Annotated in this window: 10 protein-coding genes and 1 pseudogene; all 11 read right to left on the bottom strand. The window is 62.4% G+C overall.

The genetic code is table 11. The features are described from left to right. Positions 1-72: 72 nt before the first annotated feature. Positions 73-236: pseudogene (locus ACYAF3_RS11665) on the bottom strand (transposase); the annotation flags it as partial. 217 nt (positions 237-453) lie between these two features. Beyond that, on the bottom strand, positions 454-873 hold the full coding sequence (locus tag ACYAF3_RS11660) for a hypothetical protein (RefSeq protein ID WP_170954362.1): 420 nt from the start codon (positions 871-873) through the stop codon (positions 454-456). 327 nt (positions 874-1,200) lie between these two features. Continuing rightward, positions 1,201-1,530, bottom strand: coding sequence for a hypothetical protein (locus tag ACYAF3_RS11655; protein WP_049347895.1), 330 nt, complete (start codon positions 1,528-1,530; stop codon positions 1,201-1,203). Then, positions 1,530-1,865, bottom strand: a complete 336-nt coding sequence (locus tag ACYAF3_RS11650; protein WP_071535845.1) for a DNA/RNA non-specific endonuclease — start codon at positions 1,863-1,865, stop codon at positions 1,530-1,532. The genes ACYAF3_RS11655 and ACYAF3_RS11650 overlap by 1 nt, the downstream gene beginning before the upstream one ends. 78 nt (positions 1,866-1,943) lie before the next feature. Further along, the gene (locus tag ACYAF3_RS11645; RefSeq protein WP_034082442.1) at positions 1,944-2,636 is read right to left on the bottom strand and encodes a transposase; all 693 of its coding nucleotides are present in this window, start codon (positions 2,634-2,636) and stop codon (positions 1,944-1,946) included. Between the two features lie 230 nt (positions 2,637-2,866). Beyond that, entirely contained in the window at positions 2,867-3,184 is a 318-nt protein-coding gene (locus tag ACYAF3_RS11640) for a MafI2 family immunity protein (protein ID WP_019485604.1), read from the bottom strand. Next, the gene (locus tag ACYAF3_RS11635) at positions 3,181-4,122 is read right to left on the bottom strand and encodes a hypothetical protein (protein WP_023131438.1); all 942 of its coding nucleotides are present in this window, start codon (positions 4,120-4,122) and stop codon (positions 3,181-3,183) included. Before ACYAF3_RS11635 ends, ACYAF3_RS11640 begins: the two co-directional genes overlap by 4 nt. Positions 4,123-4,198: 76 nt before the next feature. Continuing rightward, positions 4,199-4,900 (bottom strand): transposase, encoded by a 702-nt coding sequence (locus tag ACYAF3_RS11630; protein WP_023083833.1) that lies wholly within the window; start codon positions 4,898-4,900, stop codon positions 4,199-4,201. Between the two features lie 106 nt (positions 4,901-5,006). After that, complete coding sequence (locus ACYAF3_RS11625; protein WP_153274314.1) at positions 5,007-5,477, bottom strand: hypothetical protein; 471 nt, start codon at positions 5,475-5,477, stop codon at positions 5,007-5,009. After that, entirely contained in the window at positions 5,474-16,006 is a 10,533-nt protein-coding gene (gene tpsA2, locus ACYAF3_RS11620; protein ID WP_049688261.1) for a two-partner secretion system putative hemagglutinin TpsA2, read from the bottom strand. Before tpsA2 ends, ACYAF3_RS11625 begins: the two co-directional genes overlap by 4 nt. A gap of 112 nt (positions 16,007-16,118) precedes the next feature. Next, positions 16,119-17,807, bottom strand: a complete 1,689-nt coding sequence (gene tpsB2, locus ACYAF3_RS11615; RefSeq protein WP_023095012.1) for a two-partner secretion system transporter TpsB2 — start codon at positions 17,805-17,807, stop codon at positions 16,119-16,121. Between the last annotated feature and the right edge of the window lie 183 nt (positions 17,808-17,990).

The following is a 17,990-nucleotide window of genomic DNA, read 5'->3' as shown; positions in this document are numbered from 1 at the left end:
CGCTGTGCGACGGGGCAGTAGAAAGGAGGGTCGGCAAGCCGCCAGGAGCAGATGGATATGGGTGGTTATTCAGCAAAATGCATGGAGCTTGTTATCGAAGGCATCCTCGAGGTTTTGAGGATCGGAGAGGTAGCGTTGGTAGTCCTCGTCCTCGGCGAATACCACTTGGCGACTGTGTCCCCGCTGGACCATGTGAAGCGGATAATTCGGTAAACCACTCGCCCTTGCCTAGGCATCGCGGAGCCTCCTTGCTTAGAAAACTAGAGTAGGGAAAATAAATCTGTCCCCTTTATGCTGCTAATTTCAGAAACTGCGCCACGCAGAAACACTCAAAGCAAATAACTCGCTAAACCATTCTCCCTTACCTAGGCATCTTGCCCCCTTGACGGAACCTGCGCTGGAGCCTCCGTGTTCAGAAATTAGGATAGGGAAAATAAAAATTCTTCCTTTATGTTAATAATTAGAAATAAGTTTATCTACGTACTCTTTCCGGTATAAACCCAAATCAGCCTGCTCCATCATAAACTCTCTACTAACGAACTCGCCAAAATCAAAATTTGAATATACAGATTTCGTTTCATCCAACATAACCAAAACCCCTATCTCTTCTAAAACCTCTTCATACAGAACCCATGAGACCATATCTGAAAAAGCTACTATTCTACCTACCTCTCCAACTAAAACATGCTCTTCATATAAAGAACACAGCCTATTCTCTATCTCAGTAAAATTAACTTCAAGCAGATCAACCTCATAAACCGAGGAGATCTCAAATTTATTTTTTTGGGCTACCAAAAAGCAGAAAAATATTTTTTTGACAAAAAAAGGGGACAGATTTATTTTTACTACTCTAATTTCGGCGACTGCGCCCACTCTGAAACGCTCAAAGCAAATAATTCGCTAAACCATGCGCCCTTACCTAGGCATCGCGAATTTCCTTTACGGCATCTGCGCTGGAGCCTCCATGCTCAGAAAATTTAGAGTAGAGAAAATAAATCTGTCCCTTTCATTCGGTGCAAAAAGACGCGGGCCGTAGGTGCGTCAACACCTACGGCCCGCTAACCACAAGCAGCTAAGAAGGAGCTGACCATGGCTAAGGCCGATCATAGGGCAGTCACGCCCAGAACTGAACGTTTTGCCACCGTCGCCGCCGATTCAATAGCCCCGGGAGTGCCGGGGCTATTTTTATTGAAAACAACACTACTTACCGTAGTTGAATGCAATACCAAATTTCATTTCATCAACGTGTAATTTAATTACACATCCAGACCACCCCCCCTCTCCAGCGGTCAAATTGTTGGCTGAAAAATAATCGCGCAATTGGACCAGCAACTCTGTCAAATCCCCTACAGCACGCCCATCCGGATCAAACCAGTTCAACTCACCAGACTGATCAACATAGTCAAACTCATACTTCCCTCCATCGCCCTCTGAGAAAAGCTCCGCCCGAACTATTATTTCCCTAGCATCCGCTGGGCCAGCATCGACTAAAAGCTGTCCAATTTTCTGATATAACTCTTGATCGCCCATCAAATACCACCCGGTGAGTTTTTGAAATCGACAATGACAGGGCGACCACCATCAATAGAGTATCTGACAGTAAATCTATCAGGACGCACAGATGAGCCAGAATAGACAGGCTCAATTTTCACACTGACCATCTGCCCTTGCTTGAGCGCAGATGACCAAGTGTTCTCCATGGACTTCCAGGCACCTTTATTCAAGTTCCCATTCATGGGAAGCAGGTTCAGCTTCTCACCTGGCCCATTGAAGATACTTGCAATCAGATGGCCACCTTCATCGCCACTAACCCCGCATTTACCAGCAATGCACTGCTGATAAGTATTCCGGTCACTCTTCGTCAGCGAGAGGTTGGACTCAACCTTCTCAACACGCCCAAGACTATCTGTCTGATAAGAAAAAAGGGGACAGATTTATTTTCCCTACTCTAATCTCGGCCGCCCTTGCCCACGCCGCTCTATTCTCACCCCGGCTACCCGCTCGATCTCGTCCACGAACCGTTGATTGCCCGTCAGTTGTCCACGCTGAACCGCCTCGCGAATCAGCCTCAATTCCTCGGCCGGTATCGCCTCTTTCATGAACGTTACGTATCGCCGATATCTCTCTTCGGCCGTCTGACCTAGCTCAATGAAGCAGGAATCCATATCCAACCAGTTTGGCTCCTTCAACCAATCCGCCCGCAGCCCATAACTTGACCAGGGATAGGCCGCCACATCGTCCACCATCCGCGCCCGAACAGGGTTCAGTTCGATGTACCGGCAACACGCCAGCAGGTAGGCATCGCTCTGTACGACACTCGATTTATAGCGACTTTCCCACAACGTTCCGGAACGGCCCTCCAAGCGATTCCGATATCGTGTCGTGCGCGCCGCCAGCGTTTTCATCAGTTGCGCCAAGCCAGACAGCGAATCACCAGGCGCCAAGAGCAGATGGACATGGTTGGTCATCAGGCAAAATGCGTAGACCTTGATACCAAAGGCATCCTTGAGGTCCCGTAGATCGGAGAGGTAACGCTGGTAGTCCTCGTCCTCGGCGAATACCACTTGCCGATTGTGTCCCCGCTGGACCACGTGAAGCGGATAATTCGGTAAAACCACTCGCCCTTGCCTAGGCATCGCGGAGCCTCCTTACGGCGTCTGCACTGGAGCCTCCCTGCTTAGAAAATTAGAGTAGGGAAAATAAATCTGTCCCCTTTATGCTGTTGGCGCAAGATCAACAAACTCTTGCCGTTCGACTAAATGTTTCTGGAACGCGTGGCCATTCGCAACCTCCTCAGACAGGAGCTGAGAATTAAGCCTGCCTTGATTGATAGCACTTTCTGCGCCGGAGCTACCTTTTGCCCCAACTAAATATCAAAAGACTCTCTGCGACGGTATACAACCCTACCCACCTCCGAAAGCCCCGGAAGGCGTTCACGCCCCACGATCAACTCAGACCTGCATCTCAAACTAGAGCCCTGATATGCCGTATATTGGCAAACAACATCCTCAATCTCCTCAACGTCCTCTTCGTTGCTCTCTTCAAGATAAAATCTCAATACCCACTCATCGCCATCCCATAACAATGCAATCATTCTAAAATTGGCAGATATCGCACCTACCAACGCTTGAATTAGCATTAACACTTGAAAATTCCATTCTTCCAACGTTGGCTGGCTACTCATTTGGGACTCCAGTTTGGATTTGTAGGGACAATACTTGGACTCTTTGTGCCCTTGATAATAAATACATTGGTTGCCTGATCAGTTATACCAACACCGAGATTAACGTTAGTTCCAGTAACGCCCTCAAACTTGACTACTGGGAATCCCTGAGCATTTCTCCCTAGGATTTTCACTTGGCCGGTATGGTAGGCATCAAGCACTTTTTGAGCATCAGAGACACTGTTTAAGAAACCACCGCCTCCCCGTGCCTCAAGCTGCTGTGTTCCAGCAATATGGCGAAGCTGCTTCTGGCTTATCTTGGTAGAGACATCAGGAAAATCTTTCAGTGTAAGTATTCCTTTCGGACCATCCGTAACGACGCCCTTGCCTGCCCCTGCCAACCCTCCATCAATGGCCAGCCCAACCTCAACTCCCAATGCAGTCGAACTCGCGGCGTTGTCCCGCACCACGCTGGCACCCTGGCCTTGCATGGTGTGCAAGGCATCCAGATAGCCTTTCATACGGATGTCTTCAGGTAACGAGGCAACCGAGTTCCAAGCGTTCTGGATATCCCGCTCCGCACAGCTTGAACAGGTTAGCGCACCCATCAACCACAAGGCAGTTTTTGAAGGCGCGCTGACGATCCCTTCCAGTGCCAGCCCAAAGCCCGCTTGGCTACCTTCACCTTTGGCATTCAGCACTTCCGCACGGTTCGCGGGGTCCCTCGTATAGCTCGCGGGATTCGCTAGGGCTATGTTTTCCAGAACGCTGGTCAGGGCCTCCTTGTTCTTGAATAGCGCCGTCAGCCCCACCCGCTCGTTGTAGTAGTCAGCCTGGGTCACCTGGAAGAGATTGCTGTCCGGGCCTGTGCCCAGCTCCGTACGCAGATACTGAGCAGCCCGGGCAGCGTTGATGTCTGTGCCGGCCAAGGCCTGGTTCCAGCCATTGTCCACCATCATGGCGGCCGTGCTGAGAAGCTCTTTGCGGGCGGTGTCCTCGCTCAGCCCATTTTCCTGAAGAAAAAAGGGGACAGATTTATTTTCCCTGCTCTAATCTCGGCCGCCCTTGCCCACGCCGCTCTATTCTCACCCCGGCTACCCGCTCGATCTCGTCCACGAACCGTTGATTGCCCGTCAGTTGTCCACGCTGAACCGCCTCGCGAATCAGCCTCAATTCCTCGGCCGGTATCGCCTCTTTCATGAACGTTACGTATCGCCGATATCTCTCTTCGGCCGTCTGACCTAGCTCAATGAAGCAGGGATCCATATCCAACCAGTTTGGCTCCTTCAACCAATCCGCCCGCAGCCCATAACTTGACCAGGGATAGGCCGCCACATCGTCCACCATCCGCGCCCGAACAGGGTTAAGCTCGATGTACCGGCAACACGCCAGCAGGTAGGCATCGCTCTGTACGACACTCGATTTATAGCGACTTTCCCACAATGTTCCGGAACGGCCCTCCAAGCGATTCCGATATCGTGTCGTGCGCGCCGCCAGCGTTTTCATCAGTCGCGCCAAGCCAGACAGCGAATCACCAGGCGCCAAGAGCAGATGGACATGGTTGGTCATCAGGCAAAATGCGTAGACCTTGATACCAAAGGCATCCTTGAGGTCCCGTAGATCGGAGAGGTAACGCTGGTAGTCCTCGTCCTCGGCGAATACCACTTGCCGATTGTGTCCCCGCTGGACCACGTGAAGCGGATAATTCGGTAAAACCACTCGCCCTTGCCTAGGCATCGCGGAGCCTCCTTACGGCGTCTGCGCTGAAGCCTCCCTGCTTAGAAAATTAGAGTAGGTAAAATAAATCTACCCCTTTATTTATTCTTTATTTAATAAAGTATATTTATTTCTGAAAAAAAGTAATAGTAGGGCCATAATCTTGATCTGAGCAAGATAGCAAAACCGAAAAATCTCTATCTGGAAATTTCTCTTTTAAAATTAAGCGCCATGATAGAGAAAGCATATGAGCAAGCTGCTCAAAAATTTCATCTTCTACATCCTCATTGCACCCGGAAAAAATATCATAAATATGGGTATGATTAATGAATCTCTCTACAGACTGGATATCATTTTCTAATCTTTCCATCCAGTCATTAAATTTTTTTTCCTCATAATTCATCTCCAGTATTACCGCCCCCCTATCCAAGATAAAATCAGGAAAAACCAATTTCCCTAAGATCAATAAGTCTTCTGGCCTGATTTCATAGGAAATATATGAAAATACATCAATCTCATTCTTATTCTCCCAGCCGGACCTCCATAACTCATAATTACTCAAACACTTTAAATCTTTAAAAGACACTATTTTTTTCATGGTATCTCATCCGAATTAGCAGGGCGCGGAGCTAATTTAGTTGATGGAGATTGTACTCTAACACTTCCGTCTGGCAATATATTTCTACCATATTCTATTACATGAGGCGTGGGTATGTTTGCATGCGAAGCCCCGCTTACATCGACCCTTTTAATAATCATGCCAGTCGAGTCATATACAGCATAACTTGTAACATTCCCCTTATTATCAGATCTATATAGCACTCCATTGGCTGGCCCACCATCTAGCTTAAACCTACCGCTAGTCTTAATAGCATTTTCTAAGGGGCCACCAGTAAAGTTCCCTTCTGCACGAGGAGGATTTGGTATTTTTGTTTTAGTTGCTTCTTTCACCGGATGCGTATAAGGCATTCCCGCCTCAGCATCCGCCAACGCCCCAATGGTAGGCAGATTAGCCTTTCCTGGGGCCACCTCTCCTTTGGGCAACTCTCCCGCCTTCAGCGCATTCATGAGCGCCTTGGCCGTTACCTTGCCAGCGGCACCGCCCATTGCCGGAACGCCGATTCCGAACGGATTGAACCCCGTCTGGTCCAGGTATGCACCGACTTCCTTCTGCCACTGTGGATTACCGTTCCACCAGAGGTTGGCGGTCTGCTCCAGGTGCAACTGACCAGCCGTCGTCCAGTCGACAACATTTCGGCCCATCAGGAAACCGTAGGCTATATCGCTGTCACTTCCTCCCGGATTAGCTGTTTCCTGCCGGGCCACCAGCTCGTTGAGAGCCGTAGACCCCGCATCGATCTCCGCACGAATCTCCGCGCAATTACCCACAGCCACGCAGCCATTCAACCTCCGCCGGTTCTCGTCGCTACGCGCCTTGAACTCTTCCTCTACCTGACGGCAATTTCCCTGGGACTTGCATTTCTGCAAGGCATTATCCAGATCGGCCACATCCTGATGGTTGAGGAAGTTGTATTGCGTCGAGTTCTTCGCTACCCAAGCAGCGCTTTCCAGAGCTTTGCCTGTCGCATCGGGATCGCGTACCGCCGCAGCCAGAACACCAACCAATTGCGACCCCATAGTGACCATGGCTTCACGGTTCTCAGGGCTCAAGCTCTTGAAGGCCTGGTCTAGCTTGGCCACCAGCGCTTCATTGGCGCCAGCCGCCGCGGCGCCCGTGGCGAAATCGCCACCGCTGACCTGCGCCGCCAGGCCACCCATCAGGGCGTGCATGGTCACCATCGAAGGATCGCCTGGCTTCAGGCTGTATTCCTGGCCGATATCGCCGACGAAGTTGAAACCTGCCGCCGCGAAACTGTTGTAGAGCGCGCTCTTCAGCGCCTCGTTCAGGCTCCCGCCCTGGCCCAAGGCCTGGCTCAGTACAGTGGATGTAGCGTTCTGCATCGCCTGATTGGCAGCGAAGCGACCAACACCAGATAGGCTGCTGAGGTCTACCGTGACCTTTCCAGTAAGCGGATCAGTCTTGGTCTGAAGAATCCCGTCGAAGTACTCAGCCGTCAGCCCCCCGGTCAGGCTCGCAATAGCAATCTGCTTCAGACTGTCGCTACTGAAGCTGTCTTTCAGCACCTTCCCGAGATCGCCCTTGTTGTTGATCAGGCTGACCGCTGCCGTGCCCGACAGGCTTCCTGCCGCACCAACTCCTGCGCCCATGGCGAAGCTACTGGCACCCACTCCTGCTCCACTGAGCGCTCCCGCTGCCGCCATGCCACCGATGGCTGCCGCCGCGATGGCGACAGCTATCTGCGTCGCCGGCCCCATGCCCGAGTTACTGTACTTCCAGCTATCGTGCACCTCCTGCACCATGCGCCAGTCCACATCCCCGCGCTGCTCGGCCTCCTTCAGCCACGCCAGTTGCGGATCCGCCTGCACCATCGCGTCGATGGTCTGGCTCACGGTCTTCTGGTCGATATGCTTGAGGTCGATCTTCAGCCCTTCCACGGCCTTGATCGCCAGATTCCCCTGGGCCACGATCTGGCTCTGGCGCACGGTTTCGTCGGTCTGGCCCTTGCCCTTCGACGACTGCCACGCCAGGTCGCCCTTGCTCTTCTCGTGGCTTTCCTGGTGCAGGTCCTTCACCGCCTCGAAGGTCACCGCGCCGCCGCTGACGATGGCCAGGTCGTTGCCCGATTCCAGCTTCGCGCCCTGGTAGGTCTGGTCGCCGCCGCTGAGCAGGGTGAGGTCGCCGCCGCTGCTGATCTGGCTGCCCACCGCCTTGACGTCGGTGACTTCGTCGCGCCGGGTTTCCTTGCGGCCGAAGTCGCCTTTCTTCTTCTTGTCGTACAGGTAGTAGTTGCTGTCGTTGGCGGCCAGCAGTTCCAGCTTGTCGCCGGCCACCAGGTAGGCCTCGTCGCCGGCGCTGGCCTGGCTCGCGATCAGGCGCAGGGCCTGTCCGGCATTGATCGCCAGGTCGCCGCCGGCGTCCACGCGGGTGCCTTGCTGGGCAACCTTGTCTTCCTGGTAGGTGACCTTCCTGGTCTTGCTGTAGGCATGCTCCTCGTTCGCCGCCGCCGCCAGGGTCACGTCGCGCCCGGCGGAGAGGGCGATGTCGCGGCGCGCTTCGAGGGCGCTGGCCACTGCGCTGAGGTCGCGCCCGGCGCTGACGTTCAGGTCCCGCCCGGCACTGACTTCGGCGCCGAGCTGGGTCACGCTCTGTAGCCGCGACGTGCTCCAGCGGGTCTGGCCCTGGCGGTCCTCGACGGCGGCGACGGTGACGTCGCGTCCGGCGTCGAGGCTGAGGTCGCCGCGGCTCTGCAGCACCCCGCCGAGGTTGGCGATGTCGCGTCCGGCCTGGACGTTCAGGCTGTTCGCCGCCTCCACCCGCGCGGCGCTGTCGGCGAAGCTGCGTTCCCAGGTGCGGCCGTCGAGCGCGCTGTCGTAGCGGGTCACGCTGCGTTCGTTGATCACGTCGCCGGTCAGCGCGGTGAGGCTCACGTCGCGCCCGGCGATGACCCCGCCCTGGCGGTTGCGGATCGAGTCGCCGGCGAGCAGGTCGAGGCGCTTGCCGGCCTCGATCAGGCCGCTGTTGTCGAGGTTGTCGGCCGTCGCCGAGAGGTCGTTCCGCGCGCGCAGGGTGCCGACGTTATGCAGGTCGCCGCCGCTCACCAGCTTCACGTCGCGGCCCTGGATCAGCGCACCGTTGGGTGCCAGCCGACCCTCCGCCTGGGCCAGGTAGACCACCGGCGCGAGGACCTTCTCGCCGTTCACCTCGACCTCTTCCAGCCAGACGATGTCGTGGGTCAGCGCCGCCATCTGCTCCGCGCTCAGACCCACGCCCAGTTGCAGCTGGAGCTTGTCCTTGTAAGCGATGGCGTTGTCCATCAGGTAGCGGAACAGTGCCTCGTCGCTGCTCAGCCCGTCGATGTAGCGCTGGCCGGTGCGCGCCACCACCGCGTCGCGGATCAGCCGCTGCTCGTAGAGACCGTCGCCGAGGCGCTTCTTGCTATCGTCCGGGTTCATGCCCAGGCCGCTGAGCAGGTAGTCCGAGTTGAGGAACTGCTTCAGCTCGGTGAGCGCCGGGTTGGTCTCGATCAGGTACTTGTGGCTGGCGCTCGGCGTGGCGTTGCCGGGCACGCCCTGGACCCGGGCGACGCCCGGCAGGCTACCGCCGAGCGTGCTGCCGCCCTGACCCTGGACGTTGGCCGCGCCAGCCAGGCCGTCGACTCGCACGCCCTGGCCCTGCCAGGTACCGGCGGCGTTGCCGGCGCCCTGCTGGCCGACCGAGACGCCGCTACCGCCCTGGGTGCGGTCGGCGCCGGCACCGAGCGCGGCGCTGCCATTGCCGTCCTCGGCGAAGCGCGAGCTGAGACGGAACAGGCCGTTGTCACCCTGGGGCAGGCTGAAGCCGGGCAGGGTAACCGGGTTGACCTGGCGCCGCGCCAGGTCGGGCGGCAGTTGCGAGGTCAGCGGCACGACCACCGAAACCCCGCTGCCGCCCACCGCGCTGTCGCCCACCTGGCGGCCGCTGCCGACGAAGGTGTAGCCGGGGCGGGTGACGCCGTTGTCGATGCGCGTGCTGGCATTGACCGTGACATCGCCGGCGGCCTGGATCACCGCTGCGTAGGACTGGTCGCCACTGCTGATCGGGGTCGGCCCCTTGCTCGGGAATTCGTACTCGAAGGACCAGTCGCTGAGGATCGCGTTGAGCGCGGCGGGGATCTCGCCCGCGCGCGCCGGGTCGAAATTGGCGCTCTGGTACCAGTAGAGGTTGGTGAAGTTGCGCGACTTCTGGTCGATGCCGCCGATATCGCCGCCGCGAGCGGTACGCAGCACGCGGATGGTTTCCAGCTCGCCGGTTTCTAGGCCCTGGTTGTCGAGGACTTCGAGGTTGGCGGTGAGGTTGCCGCCGCTGCCGATCAGACTGGAAAGGTTGTTCAGGGTGCCGCCGTCGATGGCGAAGTCGCCTCCGGCCAGCAGTTGCCCCATGGCGCTGCTGGCGGTGACCTCGGTCTTGTCGCGCTGGGTGATGGTCCAGATGGCGTTGCGCTTGCCGCTGCAGTCGCCCGCGTTGACGCCTTCGATGCAGGCGGTCTGCTCCATCTTCGCGGTGTACAGGCCCGACTTGCTTTCCAGCACGGCGCGACGGTTCTCGATCAGGCTGGCACGCAGGCTGAAGTCCTTGCCGCTCTCGATCACCCCGGAAAGGTTGCGCAGGCTGGCGGCACGGTTGCCGGCATCGTCGCGGGCGATATCCAGCCTGCCGAGGCTGTACACATCCCCGTAGAGGTTGGTGATGTCGCCGGCGCGCAGGGTCATGTCGGCGCCACTGAACAGCAACCCGCGCTCGTTGAGCAGGGCGGGCGCGTTCAATCGCAGGTTGCCGCCGCCGCCCAGGGTGCCGTAGTTGTTCAGGCTCGCGGCGCTGGCCACGAGGTCGCCGGCGGCGGTGATCCGCCCACGGTTGACCAGCAGGTTGCCGGCGCCGAGCGTGACATTGGCGCCGCCGGCGAGGCTGGCGGCATTGCCGAGGTCGAGGCTGGCGGCGTTCAGGGCGAAGTCGCCGAGGCTGGTGGCGCGGCCGTTGCCACGGTAGCCGCCGCTCAGCTCGAGGCGCAAGCTGCCGTCGCTGGCCAGCAGGCCGTCGTTGCTCCAGTCGCCGCCGCGGCCAGTGAAGGACTGCACCGCCAGCAGCTTGCCCTCGGCCGTCTGGCGGAAGGTGCCGATGTCCAGGTTCAGGCGTCCGGCTTGCAGCACGCTGCTGTTGGTCCATTCGCTGGCGCGGATGTCCAGCAGGCCATTGGTGGTCAGTTCGCCGCCGGCGCGGATCACCTGCCCGGAATCCAGGCCGAAGGTGCCATTGCCGGTGTGGAGGATGCGCCCGCCGGCGTTGGCCAGGCTGCCCAGTTGCAGGTCGAGGTCCTGGTTGGCGCTTTCCAGCACGCCGTAGGCGTTGTTCAGGCCGCCAGCGACCAGCCGCGTGCTGCCGCTGCGGCCGAGGGCGCGCAGGCTGCCGCCGCTGTTGTCGATCGCGGCGGCGCGCAGGTGCAGCTCGCTTTCGCTTTCCAACTGGCCGAAGCGGTTGGCCAGCGCGCCGGCCAGGCTGAAGTCGATGCGCCCGGCGCCGACCTTGCCGCCCTGACCCGCCGCCGCGCCCTGGTTGAGGAAACGCTGGCCGTCGAGGCTGAGCAGGCCGCTGGCGTAGAGGCCGCCACCCTGGTTGTCGAAGTCGGCGGTGACGATGCGGTTGTCGCCGCCCAGCGCCGAGAGATGGCCCTGCTGGTTGCGCACGCCTTGCCCGGCGCGAATCTCCAGCGACTGCGCCTGGGTGACGCCGGCGCTGTTGTCGAACAGCCCGGTGACCAGCGTCAGCCAACCCTTGGCGCTGTTGAGCACGCCGCCGGCGCCGTTGTCGAGGCTGCCGCTCTGCAGGTCGAGGTTGCCGGCCCGGCTGTCCAGGCGGCCGCCCTGGTTGTCCAGCGCGCCGCCGATACGCAGCCGGTTGTCGCCCTGGGCCTGGAGCGTGCCCTGGCGGTTGTCCAGGCTGCCAGCCTGCACGTCGAGGGCGCCGGCCTGGCTGAAGATCAGGCCGTCCTGCTGGTTGCGCAGGGCGCCGCCGCCCAGGCGCAGGCTCATGCCGGCCTGGCTGGCGAGGGTGCCGGAGGCGCTGTTGTCGAGGCTGCCGGTGGTGATCTCCAGCAGCCCCTGGCTGACCAGCTTGCCGCCGCGGTTGTCGACGCTGGCGCTGCGCAGCAGCAGGTCGCCGCCGCTGGCCAGGCGCGCCGCGCCGGTGTTGACCAGGGCGCCGCCGAGGATGGCGTCGAGCCGGCCCTGGCTGATCAACTGGCCGTCGCTGTTATCCAGGCTGGCGCCCTTGAGCAGCAGGCTGCCGCCGTTGATCCGGCCGCCGGCGTTGTTCAGCAGCGTATCGTCGCGCTCGAAGCTCAGCGCGCGCTGCGCCGAGACCAGGCCGCCCTGGCCGTTGTCCAGCTTCCCGACGATGCTCAGGGTCACGTCGCTTTCGCCGGAGACGATGCCCTGGGCGTTATCCAGGCTGGCGGCGTCGATCCGTTGCGCGCCCTTGCTGACCAGGGCGCCCTGGCCGTGGTTGTCCAGCGCGCCGCCGAGGCTGATGGCCAGCTCGCCGTCCTTGCTCGAAAGGGTGCCGCCGGCGCTGTTGTCCAGGCTCCCGCCTGTCACCGTCAGGCCCTGCCATCCGGAGAGCAGGCCGGCGCCGGCGTTGCCCAGCGCGTCGGCGTCCAGGCGCAGTTTCCCGGCGCTGATGATGCGCCCCTGCTGGCCGTTGTCGATGCGCCTGGCCAGCAGCTCGAAGCCCTGCTGGCTGGAAATCTCGCCGCCCTGGCGGTTGTCGAGGACGTTCAGCCGCTCGATGCTCAGCGGGCCGCGGGCACTGATCAGGCCGCCCTGGTTGTCCAGGTCGCCGCCCCGCAGGTCGAGACTGACGCCGCGCTCGCCAATCAGCCGGCCCTGGCGTTGCACCAGGCGCTCGACCGTCAGGCGCAGGTCGCCCCGGGCGGAGATTTCGCCGCCGTCGGCGGAATCGACGCGCCCTGCCGTCAGTTCCAGTTCGCCGTCGCTGGTGAGCAGGCCGCCACGGTTGTCCAGGTTGGCGGCGCTCAGGCGCAGCGACTGCTTGCCACTGAGGGCGCCGCCACGGTTGTCGAGGTCGGCGCTGCTGACGTCCAGCACGCCCTGGCTGATCAGTTGGCCACCCTCGGCGTTGTCCAGCGCACCAGTGACGACGCTCAGGCCGGCGTTGCCAGAGAGCAGGCCCTTGCCGCTGTTGTCCAGCGAGGCGCTGGCGAGCGTCAGGCGGGCGCCGGAAACGGTGCCTTCGGCGTGGTTGTCCAGCGCGCCATCGACGCGCAGGTCGATGCCGGCGCGGCTGGCCAGGGTGCCCTTGGCGCTGTTGTCCAGGCGAGCGGCCGCGATGTCCAGGCCGGCGGCGCCGGAGATCACCCCGGCCAGGCTGTTGTCCAGGGCCTGGGCGATGCGCAGGGTCAGGCTGTCGGCGCCGATCAGGCGCCCGCCGCGGTTGTCCAGGCTGGCGGCGGCGAGGGTGAAGGCGCGGTCGCTGGAGATTTCCCCGCCGGCGCCGTTGTCCACCGCGCCGAGCTGGCGCAGCAGCAGCGCGCCGGGCGTGGCGATCAGGCCGCCGTCGCGGTTGACCAGCGTGCCGCCATTGAGGTCGAGGGTGACGCCGGTTTCGCTGACCAGAACGCCGCCTCCGCGCTGGTCGAGGCCTTTCAGGTTGGCGTCGAGCAGGCCCTTGGCGCTGATCCGGCCCTGCTGGCCGTTGTCCAGCCGGGCGGCCACCAGGGTGATGCCGGCGTTGCTGCCGATGCCGCCGTTGCGGCTGTTGTCCAGCACGCCGGTGCGGATATCCACCGCACCCTTGGCGCTGATCACGCCGGAACGGCTGTTGTCGAGGCTGGCGCCCTTCAGCGTCACGCCGGCATCGCTGAGCAGCCTGCCGCCCTGGTTGTCCAGCGCGGCCTGGCTGGTCAGCGCCAGCGCACCGGCGCTGGAGAAGGTTCCGCCACGGTTGTCCAGGCGCGCGACGCGCGCCGTCAGGCTGCCTTCGCTGACCAGCGCGCCGCCCTGGTTGTCCAGCACGCCGCCGAGGCTCACGCTCAGGCTGTTCTGGCTGTCGAGCCGACCGCCGTCGCCGTTGAACAGTTCGCCGCCGTCCAGGCTCAGGCCGTCGCGCCCGGCCAGCACCCCCTTGGCCTGGTTCAGCAGGCGCTGCACGGTGAGGCGCAGGCCGCTGTCGCCGATGACCTTGCCGCCGCGGTTGTCCAGTTGCTCGCGGGCGTTCACGGCGACCTTCGAGGTGCTGGAAATCTCGCCGGCGCGGTTGTCGACCTGCCGCGCCTCGATAGCGATGCCGCCATTCGCGGCGATCAGCCCGGACTGGCTGTTGTCGAGCGTGTCGGCCGCGACCTTCAGGGTCTTTTCGCTGACCAGTTCGCCACCTTGCTGGGCCAGGCTGCCAAGCGTCGCCTGCAGGTCGCCCTTGGCGGCGATACGCCCTCCGGCGTTGCCGACGGCGTTCGCTGCGAGGTCCAGGCGGCCATCGCTGAGCAGCTTGCCACCCTGGTCGTTGCGCAGGCTGGCGACCTCCACGCGCACGCCAGCCTTGCCGCTGGCGCTGCCGCCGTCGCGGTTGTCGAAGGCGCCTCCCGTGGCGCTCAGGCCGGCGTCGGCCACCAGCACGCCGCCACGGTTGTCCAGGCTGGCGCCGTGGACGTTCAACTCGCTGCGGCTCGACAGCAGGCCGCCAGCGCGGTTGTCCAGTTGCCCCACCGTCACGCGCTGCGCGCCCTGGCTGAGCAGGTTGCCTTCATCGCGGTTGTCCAGCAGGCCGCCGAGGCTGACCTCCAGGCCGCCCCGGCTGCTCAGCGTGCCCTTGCCGCTGTTGTCCAGGCTGCGCGCCCGCAGGTCGAGGCGGTTGGCTGCGGAGAACAAGCCGAGGCGGTTGTCGATGGCACCGCTGGCGACCACCAGCAGGTCGTCGCCGATCAGCTTGCCGCCGCGATTGTCGAGGCTACCGACGCGAGCCTCGACGCGCTTGCCGGAGACTTCGCCGTCCCCCCGGTTGACCAGCGCCTGGGCGCTGACGCGGGTGGACTGCTGGCTGCCGAGCAGGCCTTGCTGGCCGTTGTCGAGCGTCGCCGCGCCGACCTCCAGATCGTTCAGGCCGATCACCTGGCCGCCACGGTTGTCGAGATCGCCACGGGTCTTGACCACGGCGCGGTCCCGGCTCTGCAACAGGCCGTCCTGGCGGTTGTCCAGGCTGCTCGCCTCGACCCGCAGTTCGCCCTCGGCGAGCAGCTTGCCGCCACGGTTGTCCAGGTGTCCGCCGTCGACCCGGACGGTCGCCCCCTTCAGGCTGCCGCCCTGGTTGTCCAGCGCCTGGCTCGCCTTCGCTTCCAGCGCGCGGCTGGCCACCAGGCTGCCGGCGTTGCGCAGGGTGCCGCTGCGCAGCTCGAGGTCGCCGCGCGCGTTGCGCCGCTCGTCCGGCTCGACGCCGGCTTCGATCACCCCGGCGTTGTCGAGGCGCGCGGCGTCCAGCGCGATGCGTTCGCGCGCCGCCAGGCTCTGCCGGTTGACCAGTTCCTCCGCGCTGCGAATCTCGGCGCTGCCGCCGGCGTAGGTCTTGCCATTCAGCTCCACGGCCTGGGCCGCGATCTTCAGGTCGCCCTGGCTGGAGGCCTGGGCCAGGCTCAGCTTGCCGCTGGCGTCGATGCGGATGTCGCCGCCGCTGGCGGCCATGTCGCCGGCCAGCTTCACCCCCACGCCCTGCTCGGTGCCGACCAGGCGGATCGCCCCGGCGTACATCCCGCCCAGGGCCGAGCTGTCAATCGCCAGCTGCGGCTTCTCGCTGCCATCGGCGGCGCGCGGCGTGGCCTGCAGGCTGTCGGCCTGGACGTCGTTGCGGCCGGTGACGATGTTGAGGTTCTTCGCGTAGAGCTTGGCGTTGAGCTTGGCGCTGCGGGTGATCAGGTCGAACTGTTCGAGGTTGCCGACGTTCAGTTCGGCGCCTTCGACGACGATGTCGCCGCCGTCCACCTGGAAGCGCTCCAGGCGCTGGCCGTCCATGATCGGCTTGCCGGTGGTGAGGGTCGCGCGCGGCGTGTTGATGAAGCCGCAGCCCTGGCAGGTGATGCCGTGCGGGTTGGCGACGATCACCCGCGCCGACTGCCCGGCCACCTCGGTGTAGCCGGCCAGGGTGCTGCGGTTGCCGCCGGTGACCTGGTTGAGGATCACCTGCGCCGCCTGGCCCTTGAGGTTGGGGTTGCCGAGGATGATCCCGCCGAGCTGGGTACCCTGGGTCTTGCCGGTGGCGTTGTTGAGGATCAGCCCGTTGGCGCCGACGTTGTAGTCGCGGAAATGGTTGTTCGACAGCCCGGCGCCGTTGGGCGTGGCGATATTGACGATGGGCACGCCGTTGCCCGCCTGGCCCAGGCCGGTGTTGCCGCCGGCGGCCTTGTCCAGCGCCAGCCCCGCCGCCGCGGCGACGATCGGGTTGAGGAACAGGATGCCGGCCAGGGACAGGGCGATGCACTGGTTCAGCGGGCTGCGGATGTCCATATCGTTACTCCTTGGCGGGTAGGGGCCCGGCGAGGTTAAGCAAGGTTTTCCAAGGAAAGGGCCTCGATGCAGGTAGGCGCTTTCCTAAAGCGTTCAGGAGGTCGCCGCGTCTTCAGAAGAACGCGTCGACCCGGAAATAGATCGGGTGCTCGCGCCGCTCGATGGCGCTGGGCCGCTCCAGCGAGCGGGCGAAGCCGACGCTGGCGGCGAAATAGCGGCCGCGGGCATCCAGTTCGATGGCGTTGCCGCTCATGCGCCCGCTGGCGCCGTCGTTGTAGCGGTCGTGGCGGATCACGCCGACGTCGTAGGCGAAGGCCACGCCGTATTCCTGCAGCCAGGGCCGCAGCGGCGCCCATTCCACCGCACGCCGCCAGCGCAACTGGTTGCGCCAGTAGCCGCCGCTGTCGCCGGTCAGGGTCTGGTCCTTGAAGCCGCGCACCGAGCTGTTGCCGCCGAGGCTGATGCGCTGCGGGCTGAACAGCACGTCCTCGCTCCTTTGCCCGGTGGCCAGGCTGTCGAAGCTGAAGCGCTCGCCCCATAGCTGGAACGGCTGCAGGTAGCTGAGGGTCAGGCTGTACTTGTCGTAGCGCGCATTCGGATCGCCCGCGTGCGGGTGGCCGCGACCCTGCGCGCCAAGGGCGCCGATGCCCTGCTGCCAGCCAAGGTCGAGGTTGACGAAGCCACTGCCGATCCGCCGGCCATGGTTGAAGCCGAGCTGGGTCTCGGTGATCCGCGTGCTCTGGTCTTCCAGGCGGGTGTCTTCGACATAGTTGTTGGTGCGCTGGTGGCTGAGCCCCAGGCTCATGGCGGTCTTGCTCACGCCGTCGCGGTGCAGCACGCGTTCGGCGCGGAACTGGTGGCTGCGGCTGTCGCCATCGAGCTTGAAGGGGAAGCCGCTGGCCTCGTTGCGCGTGCGGTAGTCGCTCTGGCTGTAGCCGTAGGTGAAGGTCCACCAGCCCCAGGGCAGGCTGTAGAACAGGCTCTGGCTGTCGGAATGGCGCCAGCGGTCGGTCACCGCGTCGCGGTTGGCGCGCAGGTTGAGCTGGTCGGCCAGGCCCAGCGGGCTGTCCCAGTCCAGGCCCAGGCCCATCTGCTGCTCGCCGGTACTGACGTCGCCGTCGTTGTTGCGCGTGGCGGAGACCCGCCAGGGCTTGTCGCGCTCGCCCTTGAGACGCACCCGGCTGCCGCCGACCTCGCTGCCGGGCACCAGCTCCAGTTGCGCCTGGCGCGACGGCAGGCGGCTCAACTGGTCGACCAGTTGCTCCAGCTCGCGCAGGTCGAGCAGCTCGCCGGTCCTGCCCGGAAAGCTCATCGCCAGTTCGCGCGGGCTGGCCAGCGCGGAGCTGTCCAGGCCCTCCAGGCGGCCTTCGACGACGATGATGCGCAGGGTCCCGGAGGCCAGGTCCTGCTGTGGCAGGTAGGCACGGGTGGTGACGTAGCCGCGATCCAGGTAATGGTCGGTGACGGCCTTGAGCAGCGCATTGAGCTGGCCGACGCCCAGGCAGCGCCCCTGGTAGGGCGCCAGCAGTTGGCGACGCGCGCTTTCGTCGAGGTGCCCGGCGCCTTCCAGCTCGATGCGGCGGATCTCGAAGCAGCGCTCGTCGTCGCCGGAGGCATCCGCAGCGGCGGGCGCTCCCTTGCCGGGCAGTTGCTGGAGTTCCTCCAGGCGCTTGCGCTGTTCGTCCAGCAGGCGCTGCTGGCGGTCGCGGATCAGGTCGCGGTCACCGGGGGAGGTGAAGGGGGCGGCGCTGGCCATGAGGGGCAGGCACAGGAAGATAAAGGCCAGGCGATGGAGAGCCACGATTTCATTCCTTGAAATACAGAAAGGCGCGATGTTGGCCCAGCGGCTACAGCGGGTAAGCAGGAATATTCCGAAATCCGTCTTCCATGAGTCGGACAATCCGGAATTAAGGCACAAGGCCATCTGGGCGTGCCGAAAAACCTAACACAGACTTTTGGATTAATCCGTTAGATGGCACGCTTT

This window comes from Pseudomonas sp. TZ252, assembly GCF_056110345.1.
Note: the sequence above shows the minus strand (reverse complement) of the source record. Positions and strands in the feature narration are given on the sequence as shown.